This is a genomic window from Nonomuraea rubra (genome assembly GCF_014207985.1).
GTDB lineage: Bacteria > Actinomycetota > Actinomycetes > Streptosporangiales > Streptosporangiaceae > Nonomuraea > Nonomuraea rubra.
This window is the reverse complement of sequence record NZ_JACHMI010000001.1, coordinates 12,345,204-12,361,863: the sequence shown is the minus strand read 5'-3', so window position 1 is coordinate 12,361,863 and position 16,660 is coordinate 12,345,204. Positions and strand designations below refer to the sequence as shown.

20 protein-coding genes and 1 riboswitch are annotated in these 16,660 nt (G+C 70.4%); of the genes, 12 read left to right on the top strand and 8 right to left on the bottom strand.

What is annotated here, in order from left to right; all coding sequences use genetic code 11:
* On the bottom strand, positions 1-1,350 hold the full coding sequence (locus HD593_RS57315) for a hemolysin family protein (RefSeq protein WP_185111212.1): 1,350 nt from the start codon (positions 1,348-1,350) through the stop codon (positions 1-3).
* A gap of 244 nt (positions 1,351-1,594) precedes the next feature.
* Here HD593_RS57315 and HD593_RS57310 point away from each other — a divergent pair, with 244 nt between their 5' ends.
* On the top strand, positions 1,595-2,887 hold the full coding sequence (locus HD593_RS57310; RefSeq protein ID WP_312904407.1) for an LCP family protein: 1,293 nt from the start codon (positions 1,595-1,597) through the stop codon (positions 2,885-2,887).
* A gap of 7 nt (positions 2,888-2,894) precedes the next feature.
* Here HD593_RS57310 and HD593_RS57305 read toward each other — a convergent pair whose 3' ends face one another.
* The gene (locus HD593_RS57305; protein WP_185111211.1) at positions 2,895-3,560 is read right to left on the bottom strand and encodes a GOLPH3/VPS74 family protein; all 666 of its coding nucleotides are present in this window, start codon (positions 3,558-3,560) and stop codon (positions 2,895-2,897) included.
* 24 nt (positions 3,561-3,584) lie between these two features.
* On the opposite strand from HD593_RS57305, the gene HD593_RS57300 reads away from it, so the two are divergent.
* Both HD593_RS57300 and HD593_RS57295 read left to right on the top strand, forming a co-directional pair.
* The gene (locus HD593_RS57300; RefSeq protein ID WP_185111210.1) at positions 3,585-4,190 is read left to right on the top strand and encodes a TenA family protein; all 606 of its coding nucleotides are present in this window, start codon (positions 3,585-3,587) and stop codon (positions 4,188-4,190) included.
* A gap of 29 nt (positions 4,191-4,219) precedes the next feature.
* Positions 4,220-5,098, top strand: coding sequence for an Fpg/Nei family DNA glycosylase (locus HD593_RS57295; RefSeq protein ID WP_185111209.1), 879 nt, complete (start codon positions 4,220-4,222; stop codon positions 5,096-5,098).
* Here the strand turns inward: HD593_RS57295 and HD593_RS57290 are convergent.
* Complete coding sequence (locus HD593_RS57290) at positions 5,091-6,461, bottom strand: MFS transporter (protein WP_246547301.1); 1,371 nt, start codon at positions 6,459-6,461, stop codon at positions 5,091-5,093. The genes HD593_RS57295 and HD593_RS57290 overlap by 8 nt on opposite strands.
* A 161-nt stretch (positions 6,462-6,622) precedes the next feature.
* Between HD593_RS57290 and HD593_RS57285 the strand changes: the two genes are divergently transcribed.
* The 3 genes from HD593_RS57285 (at position 6,623) to HD593_RS57275 (ending at position 8,811) form a co-directional block, all read left to right on the top strand.
* Positions 6,623-7,012, top strand: coding sequence for a winged helix-turn-helix transcriptional regulator (locus tag HD593_RS57285; protein ID WP_312904406.1), 390 nt, complete (start codon positions 6,623-6,625; stop codon positions 7,010-7,012).
* Complete coding sequence (locus tag HD593_RS57280) at positions 7,009-7,332, top strand: rhodanese-like domain-containing protein (RefSeq protein WP_185111206.1); 324 nt, start codon at positions 7,009-7,011, stop codon at positions 7,330-7,332. Before HD593_RS57285 ends, HD593_RS57280 begins: the two co-directional genes overlap by 4 nt.
* Positions 7,333-7,386: 54 nt before the next feature.
* Positions 7,387-7,501: riboswitch (TPP riboswitch) on the top strand.
* Positions 7,492-8,811, top strand: a complete 1,320-nt coding sequence (locus tag HD593_RS57275; protein ID WP_185111205.1) for a purine-cytosine permease family protein — start codon at positions 7,492-7,494, stop codon at positions 8,809-8,811. Its footprint overlaps the riboswitch before it by 10 nt.
* Here HD593_RS57275 and HD593_RS57270 read toward each other — a convergent pair.
* A complete protein-coding gene (locus HD593_RS57270; protein WP_185111204.1) occupies positions 8,771-9,349 on the bottom strand; it encodes a methylated-DNA--[protein]-cysteine S-methyltransferase in 579 nt (192 codons plus the stop codon). The two genes, HD593_RS57275 and HD593_RS57270, sit on opposite strands and share 41 nt — an antisense overlap.
* Before the next feature lie 94 nt (positions 9,350-9,443).
* Between HD593_RS57270 and HD593_RS57265 the strand changes: the two genes are divergently transcribed.
* On the top strand, positions 9,444-11,312 hold the full coding sequence (locus HD593_RS57265; RefSeq protein ID WP_312904405.1) for a PAS domain-containing sensor histidine kinase: 1,869 nt from the start codon (positions 9,444-9,446) through the stop codon (positions 11,310-11,312).
* Positions 11,313-11,454: 142 nt separating this feature from the next.
* Positions 11,455-11,886, top strand: coding sequence for an ATP-binding protein (locus HD593_RS57260; protein WP_230465692.1), 432 nt, complete (start codon positions 11,455-11,457; stop codon positions 11,884-11,886).
* On the opposite strand, the gene HD593_RS57255 is transcribed toward HD593_RS57260, so the two are convergent.
* From HD593_RS57255 to HD593_RS57245, 3 genes are all read right to left on the bottom strand, one after another.
* The gene (locus HD593_RS57255; RefSeq protein ID WP_185111202.1) at positions 11,883-12,530 is read right to left on the bottom strand and encodes a YidC/Oxa1 family membrane protein insertase; all 648 of its coding nucleotides are present in this window, start codon (positions 12,528-12,530) and stop codon (positions 11,883-11,885) included. The genes HD593_RS57260 and HD593_RS57255 overlap by 4 nt on opposite strands.
* A 90-nt stretch (positions 12,531-12,620) precedes the next feature.
* The gene (locus HD593_RS57250) at positions 12,621-12,818 is read right to left on the bottom strand and encodes a DUF6412 domain-containing protein (protein WP_185112787.1); all 198 of its coding nucleotides are present in this window, start codon (positions 12,816-12,818) and stop codon (positions 12,621-12,623) included.
* Positions 12,819-12,824: 6 nt separating this feature from the next.
* Positions 12,825-12,998: a hypothetical protein gene (locus HD593_RS57245; protein WP_155128785.1), complete on the bottom strand. Its 174-nt coding sequence runs from the start codon at positions 12,996-12,998 to the stop codon at positions 12,825-12,827.
* 94 nt (positions 12,999-13,092) lie between these two features.
* On the opposite strand from HD593_RS57245, the gene HD593_RS57240 reads away from it, so the two are divergent.
* Both HD593_RS57240 and HD593_RS57235 read left to right on the top strand, forming a co-directional pair.
* Positions 13,093-13,788, top strand: a complete 696-nt coding sequence (locus HD593_RS57240; RefSeq protein ID WP_185111201.1) for a response regulator transcription factor — start codon at positions 13,093-13,095, stop codon at positions 13,786-13,788.
* Positions 13,788-14,891 carry a sensor histidine kinase gene (locus HD593_RS57235; RefSeq protein WP_185111200.1) on the top strand — a complete coding sequence of 368 codons (1,104 nt, stop codon included), beginning with the start codon at positions 13,788-13,790 and terminating at the stop codon, positions 14,889-14,891. Before HD593_RS57240 ends, HD593_RS57235 begins: the two co-directional genes overlap by 1 nt.
* Positions 14,892-14,914: 23 nt before the next feature.
* Here the strand turns inward: HD593_RS57235 and HD593_RS57230 are convergent, their stop codons facing one another.
* Positions 14,915-15,187 (bottom strand): hypothetical protein, encoded by a 273-nt coding sequence (locus HD593_RS57230; protein ID WP_246547298.1) that lies wholly within the window; start codon positions 15,185-15,187, stop codon positions 14,915-14,917.
* Between the two features lie 310 nt (positions 15,188-15,497).
* Here HD593_RS57230 and HD593_RS57225 point away from each other — a divergent pair, with 310 nt between their 5' ends.
* Both HD593_RS57225 and HD593_RS57220 read left to right on the top strand, forming a co-directional pair.
* Positions 15,498-15,845 carry an STAS domain-containing protein gene (locus HD593_RS57225; protein WP_148443648.1) on the top strand — a complete coding sequence of 116 codons (348 nt, stop codon included), beginning with the start codon at positions 15,498-15,500 and terminating at the stop codon, positions 15,843-15,845.
* Between the two features lie 85 nt (positions 15,846-15,930).
* Positions 15,931-16,659 (top strand): glycosyltransferase family 2 protein, encoded by a 729-nt coding sequence (locus HD593_RS57220; protein ID WP_185111198.1) that lies wholly within the window; start codon positions 15,931-15,933, stop codon positions 16,657-16,659.
* Position 16,660 lies beyond the last annotated feature (1 nt).

The window sequence follows — 16,660 nt, the reverse complement described above, 5'->3', positions numbered from 1 at the left end:
TCATCGGGACGTCGCCTCCGCGTGCCGCAGCGGCGTCAGGCGCACCCATTCGGGCACCCGCCGGTTGAGCGAGATCACCGTCAGCTCCGCCCGGTGCTCCTCAACGTCCTCAGTGAAGGGATCGGTGTTGGCGTCGATCGGTACGGTCACCGTGTCGCCGGGGTCGGGCATCCTGCCCAGCCTGGCCAGGACCAGGCCGGCGAGGGTGTCGTACTCGTCGCTCTCCGGCAACGCCACCCCCGTCGCGCGCTCGACCTCGTCGAGCCGGAGGCTGCCCGGGATCTCCCAGATACCGCCCGGGTGCTCGACGGCGCCCACCGGCTCGGGGTCGTTCTCGTCCACCAGCTCGCCGACCAGCTCCTCTGCCAGGTCCTCGATGGTGATGACGCCCGCCAGGCCGCCGTACTCGTCGATGACGCAGACGATGTCGTCCTTGGCCGCCCGCATCCTGTCGAGCACGGCAGGGAGTGGGACCGAGTCGGGCACCAGCAGGGCGGGCCGCGTGATCGCGGAGATGCTGCCCTCCTCCAGGCCGGAGGCGAGCAGCTCGCGCACGCCCGTGACGCCGGTCACGTCGCCGTCCTGGCCCACCACGGGGTAGCGGGAGTGGCCGCATTCGCGCATGACCTCGAGGAGGTCGCTGATCGGCTGCGAGGCACGCAGGACCACCACCCGGGGGCGGGGGACCATGATCTCCTCCGCCGTGCGGTCGCCGAACTCCAGCGCCCGCTCCAGGAGGTCGGAGAGCCTGGGCGGCAGCTCACCCGCCTGGGTCGACTCCGCGATGATGCGGGACAGCTCCTCGGGGGTGGCGCCGTGCTCCACCTCCTCCACGGGCTCGACGCCGACGCGCCTGAGCAGGCCCGTCGCGGCCGAGTCGAACAGCCTGACCACCGGGCCCACGACCGCCAGGTAGATCAGCGTCGAGCGGGCCAGGAACTTGGCCACCTGCTCCGGCCTGGCGATGCCCAGGTTCTTGGGCGCCAGCTCGCCGAGCACCATCTGCACCACGGTCGCCACGAAGACGCCGGCCGCGACGGAGATGCCTGTGATCATTCCGTCGGACAGGCCCGTGCCGGCCAGCCACGGCCGTACGAGCGTGGCGATCGCGGGCTCGGCCAGGAAGCCGACCAGCAGCGCTGTCACGGTGATGCCCAGCTGGGCGCCGGAGAGCATGAAGGACAGGCGGGAAGTTACTTGGAGCGCCTTCTCGGCGGAGGTGTCGCCGGCGGCGGCCTGCTCGCGCAGCGCCCCCCGGTCGGCGGCGACGAAGGCGAACTCCTGGGCGACGAAATAGCCGGTCGCCGCGGTGAGAAGCAAGAGGGCCAGCAGCCCGAGATAGGCGCTCACCGCAGTGAGCCCTCAGAGGAACCCGTGCCCGTGCACGGGCGAAGACTCCACGGGTCCGGATCGGACACGATCATCCCTTCGATAGAGGTCGTCCATAACCGTAACGATGCAGGTGGCATCTATGTTTCCGCAGTGACTCTCAGCTAGTTCCGCGTACTTTTCCGTGGAGAAACCTTGGCGGAACGTCTTCACTGCTGGGGGGTTGGACGTAGCGTCTATGACAAAGCGAAGGGAAGAAGGCGAAGTGACCGAGGACGACCGGACCCGGGCCATGCGCTCACCAGGCGACGGCCGCCCGCTCCCGCCACGGCCCAGTGACGGCCTGCGCTCGGGGGGCGCGCCCGCTCACCACCTTCCCTCGGGAGGGCCGGGAGCGCCGACTCACAAGCTTCCCGCCGCTGCCCAGGTTCCCGAGTCGCCGCGGGTCGACGAGCCCGTGCGGGGGAGCTCGCGGGTCTACGGGCGCGAACGTTCGGGCAAGAGCCCGGTCAGGCCGTTCAAATCGCGCGGCCAGGAGCCGCCCAGAGGGCCGGGAGGCCCTGCCGGGCGTGGCGGAGGGCCCAGGGGCCCGCGCAGGAGGATCTCCTGGAAGGCGGTCGTCGCCGTGGTCGCCGGGCTCCTGGTGGTGCTGCTGGTCGCGGCCGTGGCGCTGTTCTTCGTGATCGACTCGCGGCTCTCGGGCATCGACGGGGTGCTCGACGACTACGAGGGCCGGCCCGCCGACACCCCGGGCACCAACTGGCTGCTCGTCGGCTCCGACAGCCGCAAGGGCCTGACCGCCGCCCAGCGCAAGAAGCTGGCCACCGGGCAGGCCGCGGGGCAGCGTACGGACTCGATGATGCTGCTGCACATCCCCGAGGGCAGCGACAAGCCCACGCTGGTCAGCCTGCCGCGCGACTCGGCCGTCACCATCCCCGGCAAGGGCCGCGACAAGCTCAACTCCGCGTACGCCATCGGCGGCCCCAAGCTGCTCGTCCGCACCGTGGAGACGGTCACGGGGGTGCACGTGGACCACTACATGGAGATCGGCTTCGCCGGCTTCGTGGACATCGTGGACGCCATCGGCGGGGTCGAGATCAACGTGCGCGCGGCCGTGAACGACCCCAAGGCGGGCCTCAACCTGAAGAAGGGCGTCCAGGAGCTCAACGGCTCGCAGGCGCTCGGCTACGTACGCACCCGCAAGGGCGGCGCGCTGCCCGACTTCGAGCGGACCAAGCGGCAGCGGCAGTTCCTCGGCGCGGTGGTGAAGAAGGCCGCGAGCCCGGGCGTGCTGCTCAACCCGTTCACCTCGATCCCGCTGGCGTTCAGCGCCACGGACGCGGTCGAGGTCGACTCGGGCACGGGCGCGTTCAACATGCTCTCGCTGGGGCTGGCCATGGGTGACAGCCCGGTGACCACGGTGGTGCCGTTCGGCGGCAACGAGGTGATCCCGGGTGGCGGCACGGCGGTCAAGTGGGACCGGGCGAAGGCGCTGGCGCTGTTCGACGCGTTGAAGTCGGACCAGCCGGTGCCGAAGGAGGTCGTGGACGCGAGCTGAGGTGTCCTCAGCCGCCGTCGCCTCCCTCACCGCCCGCTCCTCCGGAGGAGGACGCCTTGACGGCCGAGTTGATGGAGGCGACGGTGGACGCCACCGGCCCGGACGCCCAGGCGCCCGCGGCGAAGTGCTTGAAGCGCCTCCTGTCGGCGCCGGGGAAGGCCTTGCGGGTGAGGCCGGCGGAGTGGACGAGGCCGATCAGCGCGGCGGTGCGCTCGTCGTGATGGGCGCCCGCCAGGGCCGCGGACACGCGTTGCCGCACGGCGGCCTCCACGCCGGGGAAGGCCGTCGGCCAGGTGGTGACCGTGAAGATGCCCAGCGCCTTGTCACGCTGCTCCCTCAGCACGCCCATGGCGGCGAGCCGGGAGAGCAGGCGCATGCGCCGGTCGTGCTTCTCCAGCCTCTGCAGCCACCAGGACGGGCTCCTGTCGCTCCGCTTGGCCATGTGGTTCAGCACGCCGTCGAGCAGCTCGTCGCGGAGCGGCCTCGGGTCCCTGACGGTCAGCTTTCTGCCCGTCAGCGTCCTGCCCGTCAGCTCCACCCGGCCGCGGACGGCCAGCTCGGCCAGGAGCGCACCGGCCACGGCGTGGTCGAGGCGGCTGTCGGCGATGAGCGGCTTGCCCTTGTCGTCGCTGTAGGCGAGCAGCAGGAGTTCCTCGGCGATCGTCACCGTCATGTCAAGAACACTAATCTCCCGATCATGAGCATGTCGGAAAGACTTCACGCCATCGGCCGCCCGCTGCTGCAGGCCCAGCTCGGCCACGCCACCGTCGCCGGGATCGGGCGCGGGGACCTGCCGGAGCCGGTGTTCCGGTCGTGGCTGGAGCAGGACTACCTGTTCCTGCTGGACTATGTACGGGTGTTCGCGCGGCTGGCCTGGCAGGCGCCGGACGCGCACCTGGGCGACCTGGTGGATCTGGCGCACACCACCTTCCACGACGAGCTGAGCCTGCACCGGTCGATGTCGGCGGAGTTCGGGGCCGATCTGGAAGGGGCGGTGAAGGGGCCGGCGTGCGCGGCGTACACGGAGTTCCTGCTGGAATCGGCCGGTTCGTACGGGGAGGGGCTGGCCGCGCTGTACCCGTGCATGTGGGGATATTCGAACCTCGGGCGGATCCTGGCGGAGGACCCGCCCGAGGAGCCGCGCTACCGGGCCTGGGTGGACACGTACGCGGATCCGGGGTTCGCCGCGCTCACCGTGCGGATCGGGCAGATGATCGACGAGGCCCGGCCGGATCCGGCCCGCGCCGAGGAGCTGTTCGCCGAGGGGATGAGGCACGAGCTGGCGTTCTGGGACGTGCCGTGACGGCCGGGTGAGGCACGTACCCTGGTGGCATGCCCGAACTTCCCGAAGTGGAGTCACTCACCCACTTCCTGCGCGAGCGGGCGGTGGGCCGCACGATCCTCGGCGTCGACGTGGTCGCCTTCCAGGCGCTCAAGACGTTCGATCCGCCGGTCACGGCGCTCGGCGGGCTGACCGTCACGGGCGTGGCCAGGCACGGCAAGTTCCTCGACCTCGACTGCGACGGCCTGCACCTGGTCATCCACCTGGCCCGCGCGGGGTGGCTGCGCTGGCGTGACGACCTGTCCGGCGCCAAGCCGGTACGGCCTGGCAAGGGGCCGCTGGCGGTCCGGGTCAGGCTGGCGCCCGACGACGAGGGGCTGGCGCCGGGCTTCGAGCTGACGGAGGCGGGGACGCAGAAGCGGCTCGCCGTCTATGTCACGAAAAATCCGGACGATGTGCCTGGTGTTGCCGCGCTCGGCCCCGACCCGCTCGCCGAGTCCTTCACCGTCGAGGCGCTCAAGCGCATCGTCGGCGGCAACCGTACCCAGATCAAGGGCCTCCTGCGCGACCAGAAGGTGATCGCGGGCATCGGGAACGCCTACTCCGACGAGGTGCTGCACGCCGCGAAGATGTCCCCGTTCAAGATCGCGGCCACGCTGACCGACGCCCAGATCGCCGACCTGCACGAGGCCATCGTCACCACGCTGAGCGACGCCGTCGAGCGCGCGCACGGGCTGGCGGCCAAGGACCTCAAGGCGGAGAAGAAGTCGGGCCTGCGCGTGCACAACCGCACGGGGCAGCCCTGCGACGTGTGCGGCGACACGATCAGGGAGGTCTCGTTCGCCGACTCGTCGTTGCAGTACTGCCCCACCTGCCAGACAGGCGGCAAGCCGCTGGCCGACCGCCGCCTGTCCAAGCTGCTCAAGTAGCGCTCAGCACCTCGTCCCCGGCGGGCTTGCGGGCTCGCGTACGCAGGCCCGCGACGCCGATGAGCGCGGCCAGCAGCGTGGCCGTGACCGGCACGACCAGGGCCGTGCGCATCGCCTCCAACCCGGCCTCGGCGCCCGTCGCCGCGCCCAGGGCCGCCACGTTCACAGCGGTCACCATCGACAGGCCGAGGGCCGCGCCGAACTGGAACGAGGAGTTGATCAGGCCGCCTGCCAGGCCCTGCTCGTGCTCGGCGATGCCGTCCGTGGCCACGATCGTCAGCGGGCCGTAGACGAAGGCGAACATCAGGCCGATCAGCAGCATCGACGGCAGCATGGCCGCGTACGTCCAGTCCAGGCCCACCCCGAGGAACAGCGCGTACGCCAGCAGTCCCGACACCAGGCCGCCGAGCACGACCTTGGCGTTGCCGAACCGGTTGACCAGCCACGGCGTGAGCGTGGGGGCCAGCACCACGTCCGCGGCGGCCGCCAGCAGGGCCAGCCCCGTCTGGATGGTGGACCAGCCGCGCAGCTCCTGGAGGTACAGCGTGACCAGGAACTGGAAGCCGAAGAACGAGGCCGTGAGCAGCGCGGCCATGACGTTCGCGCGGACCAGCGGGCCCGAGCGCAGGATCCCGAGCCGGACGAGCGGGGCGGCGGAGCGGCGTTCGACGGCGACGAAGATCGCCAGCAGGGCCAGGCCCCCGGCGAAGGCCGCGGCCGTCAGGAGCGGGCCGTCGGAGAGGTGCTCCAGGCGGACGACGCCGTAGACGAGCAGGATCATCGCGCCGGTGACGCTGATCGCGCCCGCCACGTCGAAGCCGCCCGCCGCCCGGCGCTCCCCCTGGTCCTTGATCAGGGGGATGGCGGCGACCAGGATGACCAGCGCCAGCAGCACGGGGGCGAAGAACACCCAGCGCCAGCCGATCGCGGCCAGCAGCCCGCCGATCACCAGCCCGAGCGCGAAGCCGCCCGCGGCCGTGCCGGCGTAGATGAGCAGGGCCCTGTTGCGCTGGGGGCCCTCGGGGAAGTTCGTGGTGATCAGGGACAGGCCGGCGGGCGTCATGAACGCGGCGGCCACCCCGGTGACGAACCTGGCCACCAGCAGCACCCACCCCTCGTCCGCGAAGCCGCCGAGCCCCGAGAACAGCAGGAACACCACCAGCCAGAACAGGAACATCCGCCGCCGCCCCAGCAGGTCGGCCGCCCGGCCGCCGAGCAGCATGAAACCGCCGTAGCCGAGCACGTACGCGCTCACGACCCCGCTCAGCATGCCGGTGGACAGCCCGAGGTCGGCCCGGATGGACGGGAGGGCGACGTTCAGCATCGCCACGTCGATGCCCTCCAGGAAGATGGCCCCGCACAAAACGATCAGTACGCCCCAGGTACGGGCAGGGACAGACACAACAAACCCCCGGTTACTTCTAGGAAGGTCGGTTCTCTCTTGTAACCGCCCCACATCATGCGCCAGCATGGTTTCTTGTGGAAGAAGGCACTTCTCGATCACTCGGTTACTGCGAAGGCACCGTGGACGACGACTACGACGTGCGCCAGTGGGACGTGCGGGAGGACTGCGAGGTCCGCCAGATCCTCGACCGCATCGCTGACAAGTGGTCGCTGCTGGTGATCGCGCTGCTCGACTGCCAGAGCCTGCGCTTCACCCAGCTCCGCCGCGAGATCGACGGCATCAGCCAGCGCATGCTCAGCGTCACCCTGCGCCAGCTCGAACGCGACGGCCTGGTCAGCCGCACGGTCCACCCGGTCGTGCCACCCCGCGTGGACTACGCGCTGACGCCGCTCGGCCGCACCCTGCACCAGACCATCAAGTCCCTGGTCACCTGGACCGAACAGCACCAGGAGGAGATCATCGCGGCGCGTGCTTCCTACGACTCGCGACGCGAGATGATGGAGTCATGACCGTTCCCGAGATCGAGGCCAGCGCCGTTCCCGCAGACGCCTACCTGCTCGACGTCCGCGAGCAGGACGAATGGCTCGCGGGCCACGCGCCCGAGGCCGTGCACATCCCGATGACCCAGATCCAGGGCCGGGTGGACGAGGTGCCCGGCGACCGCACCGTCTACGTCGTCTGCCGGGTGGGCGGCCGCTCCATGAACGTGGCGGCCTGGCTCAACCAGCTCGGGCGCGACGCGGTCAACGTGGGGGGCGGCATGCAGGCGTGGGAGTCCGCGAGCAAGCCGATGGTCAGCGAGACGGGACAGCCTCCGTACGTGGCCTGAACTCGCCCACTATGGCGGTTTCGCCGTCATTGAGGCATGATGAGGGCGCCAACTACAGATCGTCGCGGGAGCTCGGGGTGCCGGGCTGAGAGGGCAGCTACTTGATCCGCTGCCGACCGCCTGAACCTGTCCGGGTAATGCCGGCGTAGGGAGTGTGCGATGACGCATGTCGCCGACGAAGTTCCGCTGACACTCGAAGGCCGGCCGCCGAAGACGCTGGGCGTGCTCGACCAGGGCGCGCTCTGGGCGAACCTCGGCGTCAGCCTCCTCGGCTTCTCCGGGGCGATGTTCCTGGTCAACCCGCTCGGCAACGCCCCGCTCAGCCTGGCGGCGGCGCTCGTGGCGACCGTGGTCGGCAGCCTGATCGGCACGGCCATGGTGGGGCTGTCGGCCATCCCGGGCACGCAGACGGGGCAGCCGGCGATGGTGCTGCTGCGCGGGCTGTTCGGGGCGCGGATCTCCTACATGCCGACGGTGCTGAACATCGTGCAGATGCTCGGCTGGGGCGCGTTCGAGCTCTGGGTGATCGCCACGGCCGCCGGGGCGATCTTTCCGGCGGTGCCGTACGCGGTGTGGGTGGTCGTGGCGGGGGTGCTGACCACCGCGCTGACGATCTGGCCGCTCGGGGCCGTCCGGGTGCTGCGCCGGTACGTCACGATCGGCGTCATCATCGCGATGGTCTGGTTCGCCTGGTTCTTCCTGCGTGAGGCGCCGGCGCAGGAGGGCGGCTCGTGGACCGCCTTCCCCGCCGCGGTCGACTACGTGATCGCGCTGTCGGTGTCGTGGGTGCCGATGGCGGCCGACTTCGCCCGGCACTCGCGCTCCACCGGCGCCGCCTTCACCGGGGTGGTCGGCGGTTACACGCTCGCCCAGGTGGCCTGCCTGGGGCTGGGCGTGTACGCGGTGGCCATCGCGGGCAACGCGGACGCCGTGTTCGGCACGTTCGTCGCGGTGCCGCTGGGCGCGCTGTTCTTCGCCATCCTGGTGCTGCGCGAGACCGACCAGTCCTTCGCCAACGTCTACTCCACCACGGTCTCGCTGCAGAACCTGATGCCGCGCGTGGACCGGCGCGCCTTCTCGGTCGCCATCGGGGTGCTCACCGTCGTGATCGCCCTGCTCGTGGACGTGACGTCGTACGGCGCGTTCCTGGGCGTGATCGGGGCGGTGTTCGTGCCGATGTTCGCGGTGCTGGCCGTGGACTACTTCCTGCTGGGCGGCTCCCGCCGCTGGAACACCGAGGAGAACGCGCCCTCGCGCTGGTCCATGCTGGTGCCGTGGGCGCTGGGCTTCGCCGCCTACTGGCTGACGACCTCGACGCCGACCATCGCGGCGTGGGACGGGTTCTGGGCGTCCGCGCGCGAGGCCATCGGCTTCACCCGGCAGGTGTGGATGAACGGCGCGCTGGGCGGGGCACTGGTGGCCGCGCTGGTCACGCTGCTCATCGGCCTGCTGGTGCGGAAGCCTTCCGTTCGACGTTGAGCAGGTGCTGCTTGGCGGACGCGCCGCCCGCGTAGTCGCCGAGCGCGCCGTCCTCGCGCACCACCCGGTGGCAGGGCACGATCACGCAGACGGGGTTGGAGGCCAGCGCGTTGCCGATCGCCCGCAGCGCGCGCGGCCGGCCGATGCTCTCGCCGATCCGCTCCAGCGTCGTGGTGGTGCCGTAGGGCACGGCCATGGTCTTCTGCAGCACCGTGCGCGCGAACGGCGTGGCCAGCGCCAGGTCCACCGGCGTGGCGAACGTGCGCAGCCGCCCGGAGAAGTACGCGTCGAGCTCCCTGCGCACCGGGTCGAGCCGCCTGGCTTCGGGCCCGATGAAGCTGCCCACATGCCTGGTGACCAGCTCGAACACGTCGTTCTCCGCCTCGAAGCTGCACGCCGCGATGCCCTTGCCCGTCACGGCCAGCACCAGCCTGCCCACGGCGCCGTCGTAGGTGCCGAAGGCGATGTCGGGCGGCGTCTCGCCCCGATAGGTGCTGGAGGTCACCCGCAACAGGGCATCGAGATCGTTGCTCGACATGCCTCGCACCCTCCCACCGCCGGGAATCACCGTGACCGCAGCGTATCGGACGGATCTCCCGACGCACCCACCGCACCGCGTGCACTATGGAGTAGTGGGGGACGAATGGGCCGGTAGTGACGATGAGATCGCACGCGCTGCGCTCGCCAGCTCACCCAACGCCGTCGTGGCGCTCGACAGGGACCAGAGCGTGCTGGTCTGGAACGCCGCGGCGGAGCGGGTGTTCGGGTGGAGCGCGGAGGAGGTGGTCGGGCGCAGGGCGCCCATCGTGCCGGACGAGCTGACCACCGAGCACACCGCCGCCCTGGAGCGGGTACGCACCGGCGAGCCCGTCTCGCTGCGCACCAGGCGCCTGCACAGCAACGGCACCCTGCTCGACCTGCGGGTGGACATCAGCGCGTTGCGCCTGGGCAGCGCCGTGGGCGGCTACGTGTGCGTCTACCACCCGGCGCTGGCCGACCACGTGGCCAGGGAGCGGGTGGCCCGCCGGGCCAGGCTCGTGCGCCGGCTCACCGACGTGGTCGGCGACATCAACTCCGAGCTGGAGCTGTCGGCCGTGCTGGACCGGATCTCGGCCAGCCTCACCGAGCTCACCGGCGCGGACGCGGGCGGGTTCGTGCTCATCGAGGGCGAACGGCTGCGCCTGGTCAGCACGTACCAGCTGCCGGCCTCGATCAGGGGCACCACCACCGAGCTGCGGACGAGCCTGGTGGACAAACTTTTACGCACCGGGAAGACCGTGCTGCTGGAGTCCCACGGGCTGGACGACCTGGTGTGGGCCCGGCTGAGCGGGCTGCACACGATCGCGCTGGGGCTGGCCGCCGTGGGCGGGCGGCCGTACGGCGCGCTCTACGCGCTGTTCGCGAACCGGACGCCGGGCCATCTGGAGCTGGAACTGCTGGAGCTGCTGGCCGGGCACGCGGGCATCGCCGTCGGCAACGCGGTGGCCTACCAGGAGGCGGTGCGGCAGCGGGCGCACGAGCGGGCGGTGTTCGACGCCAGCGCCGACGGCATCGCCCTGCTCGACCAGGCCGGGCGCGTCGTGCGCTGGAACCCGGCCGCGGCCGAGCTGACCGCGCTGCCCGGCGAGTCCGTCATCGGCGGGCCGCCGCCGTTCCCGGTGCCGGGGGCGGGTGAGAAGGGCACCTTCCAGCTCGACAACGGGCGGTGGCTGGACGTGGTCAGCGCCCAGATCGAGGAGACGGGCGAGGTCGTCGTGGACTTCCGCGACGTGACCGCGGCCAAGGAGCTGGAGGAGGCCAAGGACCTGTTCCTGGCCACGACCAGCCACGAGCTTCGTACGCCGATCACGATCGTGCGGGGGTTCGCCAGCACGCTCGACTCGCGCTGGGACAAGATGAACGATCCCGAGCGCCGCTCGGCCGTGCACACGATCGCCGAGCGGGCCAGGTCGCTGGGCGAGCTGATGGACCACCTGCTGCTGGGGGCCAGGGCGGGGGCCGACGAGCTGAAGGTGCGGATCGAGGAGTTCGACCTGGCCGAGCGGATCGAGGGGGCCACTCTGGGGCTGCCCGCGCTGTCGGACAGGCACCGGGTGGAGGTGGACCTGGCCGAGGGGCTGCCGTACGTGCTGGGCGACGCGCTGGCCACCGACATCATCCTCGGCCAGCTCCTGGAGAACGCGTTCAAGTACTCGCCCAGGGGCGGGCTGATCAGCGTCGGGGCCTGGCCGGAGGAGGACAACGTGGTCGTGGTCGTCGACGACGAGGGAGTCGGAATCGCCCCGCCTGACCGGGAGCGGATCTTTGAGCGCTTCGTCCAGGTGGACAGCGGCGACCGGAGACGGTTTGGTGGAGTAGGGCTCGGTCTCTACATCGTCCGCAGCCTCGCCAGGGCACAGGGGGGAGATGTCAGCGCGCATCCGAGGCCGGAAGGGGGCACCAGAATGCGACTCGTACTCAGGTGTGCTGCCCCTATCCGATCCGACACACCGATGCGGTAACGAGGTGGTCACAGTTGAGCTGATCTATCGTCCAATGTGTACAAGCTGTGATCGAGATGCGGTTTCTGGGATCGAGTAACGGGGCATTTCGGTCGTACCGGGGAGTGTTCCCGCGGGGGGCACAGGTAACGGGGAGGTGGGTGTGTCAAGCGTGGTGCTGCTGCCGTACGCGCCGTCCAGCGTTGCCGTCGCCCGCCAGCGTCTGAGCACTGACCTGCAGGACAGTGGGGTCTTTGCCGCCGCGATCGACGATGCCGTGCTGGTGGTGAGCGAGTTGCTGAGCAACGCGCTGCGGCACGCGCATCCGCTGCCGTCGGGCATGGTGAGGGTCGCCTGGCTGCGCAGCGACGATCACATCGAAGTGGCGGTGAGCGACGGGGGAGCGGCCACCGAGCCACGGGCAGGCCGCCCGACCCTGTCCTCACTCGGGGGCCGGGGGCTGGGCATCGTGGAGTACGTGGCGGAGAGCTGGGGGGTCAGGCACGACGGTGACACGACGACCGTCTGGGCCATCCTGCCCGCTCCGAGCCAGTCGATGAACGGGCAGGTGGCGGCCCTGCGAGAGGTCAGTTAGGCAGGCTGGAGCCTGCTGTTGAGCACTGCTCGTTCGGTGACGGCCCATGCCTGCGAGACGAGCAGGTAGAGCCCCGCGGCCAGGGGCAGGAAGAGCACGGCCAGCACCGAGCCGTACGGCAGCAGTCGCATGATCCTCTTCATCAGCTCCGGCTGCTCCTCGGCGATCTTCATCTGCCTGGCGGACAGCCATGCCGCCGCTGCGACCAGCACGATGACCAATACAAAGACCAAAAATGGTGCGCTGACCAGACCGTAATTAGCGATCACCCCCGCGACCTGCTGCCCCAGCGGTGCCCCGAAAAGCTGGTGACCGACGAGCGCGGTCGGATGCGTGGCGACGCTGTACATCAGCCACATGAACGGCAACTGCGCCAGCATCGGCAGGAACCCGGCGAACGGCGAGGTGCCCTCCTTGGCGTAGAGCGCGCTCAGCTCCCTGGACAGCCGCTCCGGGTTACGTGCATGCCGTTTCTGCAGCTCGCGCAGCTTGGGCGCGAGCCTCTCGCGGATCTTCATGGTACGGGCCTGGCGGACGTTGAGCGGCAGCAGCAGGAGCCGTACGGCCAGCGTGAACAGCACGATCCCGAGCGCGGCACTGCCGCCGGACATGCCGATGACGAACGTGACTAGAGAATCGATCATGAGCCCTGTTTCCTCGTAGGGGAATGTCCGGGCTCGCTCGAGGTCGAGAGAGCCCCGCTTGACGTGACATGACGTGGAAGCGGGGCACGCCTAAGGCGCTCGTGGACGCGACCGGCCGGCCGCGTCGGGGTCACGCTGCCGCTGGAAGGCCGTGCGGCGCGCGTAGGACAGCGGGAAGCTCGGCGGCTCCCCGCTGAGGATGGGCAGCAACGTGGCCGCCCACGTGGCCAGCAGCAGGATCGCCACCATGGTGATCCCCACCAGCCACGGATCGAACAGGAACTGCATCGAGCGTCAGTGGGAGCGGGACGACTTGCCCACCACGGCGACGGCCACGAAGACGAGGACCGCGATGACGCCGATGATCAGAGCGAGCTTGATCAGGCCTGCCAGCATCGGCAGCAGGAAATTGAACAGCACGAAGAGACCCAGCAAGGTCCCTATGACGAGCATCACGACTCTACCCATGGGGCCACCGTACGTCCTCGGGGCATGATCCGCGAGCCTTACGAAGCGATGACGCGTACATCACTCCCGGACCGCCCGGCCGTACCGTTGAGGGGTGAACACACGCATCCTGGTGGTGGACGACGATCCGACCGTGTCCGAGGTCGTGGCGCGCTATCTGGAGCGTGACGGGCACGAGGTCGAGTGCGTCGGCGACGGGGCCGAGGCGCTGCGCAGGGCGCTGGCCCGGCCGCCCGACCTCATGGTGCTCGACCTGATGCTGCCCAAGCTCGACGGGCTCCAGGTGTGCAGGAAGCTCAGGGAGCGCTGGCCCGTCCCGGTGATCATGCTGACCGCGCTCGGCGAGGAGATCGACCGCGTGGTCGGGCTCGAGACCGGCGCCGACGACTACGTGACCAAGCCGTTCAGCCCGCGAGAGCTGGCGCTGCGCGTGCAGTCGGTGCTGCGGCGGGCGCGCGGGGCCTCGGTCACCGGGGGCACCGGGGTGCTGCGTGACGGGGACCTGGTGGTGGACGTGGGGGCCCACGAGGTGCGGCTGCGGGGCGAGGAGGTGCTGCTGACGGCCCGCGAGTTCGACCTGCTGGCGCACCTCATGCGCAACCCCCGGCAGGCGTTCAGCCGGTCGGCGCTGCTGAACCAGGTGTGGGGGTGGTCGTTCGGCGACTCCTCGACCGTGACCGTGCACGTGCGGCGGCTGCGGGAGAAGATCGAGCCCGACCCGACCGAGCCGCGCAGGATCGTCACGGTGTGGGGGGTCGGCTACCGGTACGAGCCCATGGACGAGGCCTGATGCCCCGGCCGGGCGACCTGCCCATGATCGTGGCGGTCACCGCCGGGCTGGGGCTGCTGATCGCGCTCTCGGGCATCTGGCTGATGTGGCGGCTGCGTACCAGGTCGATCGGGGCGATGCTGGCCGTGGTCGTGGTGGTCGCCGTGACGGCCACGCTGGCCGGCGTCGTGGCGATCATCAACAAGATGATCATCGAGGGGGCGACCAAGGACTTCGTGCTGAGCGTGGTGGCCGTGGGCGGGCTGGTGGGACTGGGGGTGGCGTTCGTGCTGGCCAGGCGGGTGGTCGGGGAGAGCAGGCGGCTGGTGGAGGCCGTACGGGTCGCGCCGTTCACGGCCCCCCGTGGGCTGCCCGCCGAGCTGCAGACGATCGCGAACACCCTGGAGGAGGCGTACGCGCGGGAGCAGGCCCTGGAGGGCGCCAGGCGCGAGCTCGTCGCCTGGGTGAGCCACGACCTGCGTACGCCGCTGGCCGGGATGCGGGCCATGGCCGAGGCGCTGGAGGACGGGGTGGTGTCCGACCCGGAGACGGTCGCGCGCTACCACGGGCAGATCAAGCTGGAGGTCGAGCGGCTGTCCGCCATGGTGGACGACCTGTTCGAGCTGTCACGCATCCACGCGGGGGCGCTGCGGCTGTCGCGGGCCAGGATCGGGCTCGCGGACCTGGTCGCCGACACGCTGGCCGGCGCGGAGCCGCTGGCCAGGGCCAAGGGCGTGGTGCTCACGGCCGAGGCGTCGGCCGCCGTGCCCGTGGAGGCCGACGCCGGAGCCCTCGGCCGGGCCCTGGGGAACCTGGTGGTCAACGCCATCAGGCACACGCCGTCCGACCAGACCGTGGTGCTGCGGGCCGAGGTGGACTCCTCGGGGATGGCCTGTCTGTCGGTCACGGACTGTTGCGGGGGGATTCCCGAGGAGGACCTGCCGCGGGTGTTCGAGGTGGCCTTCCGGGGGGAGGCGGCTCGTACCCCTACCGCTGACGGAGGGGCCGGGCTCGGGCTGGCCATCGCGCAAGGGATCGTCGAGGCGCACGACGGGGTGATCGAGGTGGTCAACGACGGGCCGGGGTGCCGGTTCGAGATCCGGCTGCCCCTGGTCGGCAGTTGACGTCCCCTCTTTCAAGCCCTCTTTCAGGCGCTCTCCGGCAGGTCCCGGGGCTCGCCGAACGACTCGGCCATCGCCCGGAACGTCGGGCACGGCCAGCGCCACATGCAGCTCCGGCACCGCAGTATCGGGTGGGCGGTGTCGCTCGTGATGCCCCCCGCGTCCCGCGGCTGATGGAGGTCGAGCAACCTGAGCCCGAGCTCCGAGAACCTGAGCAACTCGGTGCGCGCCTCGGCGAGGAACTCCAGGTCCTCGATCGCGAGCCGGGTGCGGATGGGGACGTAGCCTTCGTGGTTCACCAGGCCGCGCAGGCGCCCCGCTTGGTCATGCCATGACGTCGCCTTCTCTGTGCTGATTTGGATGGACTCCAGGCGTTCTCGAAGCCCCTGGCGCTGAGCGTCTTCGGGTTTCTCTGCTTTCATCGATGCGGGGCCCGTCGGTCGTGCCCCAGCCCCTCCTTCTCCACGAAGCGGTGGCGGTTCCCGTGTCACGCTGTCAAGCTTCGCGTACTCTCCGTTTTCATGGAGCCCAAACGGAGGACAAAAACCTGTGGTTCCCCTATCGGCGTGACAACGTGACCGGAAGCGCTCGCGCCGCTAGCCTGCCCATGTGGAGCTCAAGGTCTCGACTCGATCACATGCCGGGTGCGCACTTGTTGCCATCACCGGAGAAATCGACCTCTATACGGCACCCCACCTGCAGTCCGAGTTCACTCGGCTGCTGCAGGACGGGCCCAGCCGGGTGGTCATCGACATGTCCGCCGTGGATTTCTGCGACTCCACGGGGATGAACGTGCTGCTCTCGGCGCTCAAGCGGATGAAAGAGCAGGGAGGGGCGCTGGAGGTGGCCGCGCCGCGTCCCGCCGTACGCAAGATCCTGCAGGTCACGGGGCTCGACTCGGTGTTCACCGTGCATGATGAGGTGCCGCAGGAGTTCCTCATCGCAGAGGGCTCATGACGGGTTCGTACGTCGCCACGGAGGCGATGACCGGTGAGGGGGACACCACGGGCCACGTGTGCTTTCGGTGTGGAGGCGATGACCGGTGAGTGGCGACACGGCGGTCATCATTCCCGCCGTCAACGAGGCCGATCGCATCGCGGCCACCGTCGAGGCCGCCGCGGCCCTGCCCGGCGTCGACCTCGTCGTGGTCGTGGACGACGGCTCGACCGACCAGACCGGCCGGGTGGCCCGCGCCGCCGGGGCCCGGGTGGTGCGTCACAGCCGCAACCGCGGCAAGGCCGCCGCCATGGAGACGGGCGCCGAGGCCGTACGCCTCCTCGACGAGGACACCACCCCGCGCCACCTCCTCTTCCTCGACGCCGACCTCGGCGCGACGGCCCAGGCCGCGGCGCCCCTCATCACGCCCGTACGGGAGGGTGAGGCGGACATGACGATCGCCGTGTTCACCACGAGGGTGAAGCTCGGAGGGCACGGCTTAGTCGTACGGCTGTCCAGGGAGGGCATCCGCCGCGCCACCGGCTTCGACCCGGCCCAGCCGCTCAACGGGCAACGTTGCCTCACCCGGGCCGCGTTCGAGGCGGCGCGGCCGCTGGCACACGGGTTCGGGGTGGAGACGGCGCTGACCATCGACCTGCTGCGCAAGAGGTACCGCGTCGTCGAGGTCGAGGTGGACATGGCACATCGGGCCACGGGGACCGACTGGCGGGCACAGCTGCACCGGGCCCGGCAGTTGCGGGACGTGGCCCGGGCGCTGGCGGTGCGGGAGCCCGTGGTCGTACAGAACCTCGACAAGCTCCGGCATCGACGCTGAC

What these genes read in the sequence shown, in the direction of transcription:
- HD593_RS57250 (WP_185112787.1), bottom strand. Translation starts at nt 12,818, where the DNA reads ATGCAGTTCCTGTTCGATCCGTGGCTGGTGGGGATCACCATGGTGGCG.
- HD593_RS57255 (WP_185111202.1), bottom strand. Translation starts at nt 12,530, where the DNA reads ATGATCGATTCTCTAGTCACGTTCGTCATCGGCATGTCCGGCGGCAGT.
- HD593_RS57270 (WP_185111204.1), bottom strand. Translation starts at nt 9,349, where the DNA reads ATGTCGAGCAACGATCTCGATGCCCTGTTGCGGGTGACCTCCAGCACC.
- HD593_RS57275 (WP_185111205.1), top strand. Translation starts at nt 7,492, where the DNA reads ATGACGCATGTCGCCGACGAAGTTCCGCTGACACTCGAAGGCCGGCCG.
- HD593_RS57235 (WP_185111200.1), top strand. Translation starts at nt 13,788, where the DNA reads ATGCCCCGGCCGGGCGACCTGCCCATGATCGTGGCGGTCACCGCCGGG.
- HD593_RS57305 (WP_185111211.1), bottom strand. Translation starts at nt 3,560, where the DNA reads ATGACGGTGACGATCGCCGAGGAACTCCTGCTGCTCGCCTACAGCGAC.
- HD593_RS57280 (WP_185111206.1), top strand. Translation starts at nt 7,009, where the DNA reads ATGACCGTTCCCGAGATCGAGGCCAGCGCCGTTCCCGCAGACGCCTAC.
- HD593_RS57300 (WP_185111210.1), top strand. Translation starts at nt 3,585, where the DNA reads ATGAGCATGTCGGAAAGACTTCACGCCATCGGCCGCCCGCTGCTGCAG.
- HD593_RS57245 (WP_155128785.1), bottom strand. Translation starts at nt 12,998, where the DNA reads ATGGGTAGAGTCGTGATGCTCGTCATAGGGACCTTGCTGGGTCTCTTC.
- HD593_RS57295 (WP_185111209.1), top strand. Translation starts at nt 4,220, where the DNA reads ATGCCCGAACTTCCCGAAGTGGAGTCACTCACCCACTTCCTGCGCGAG.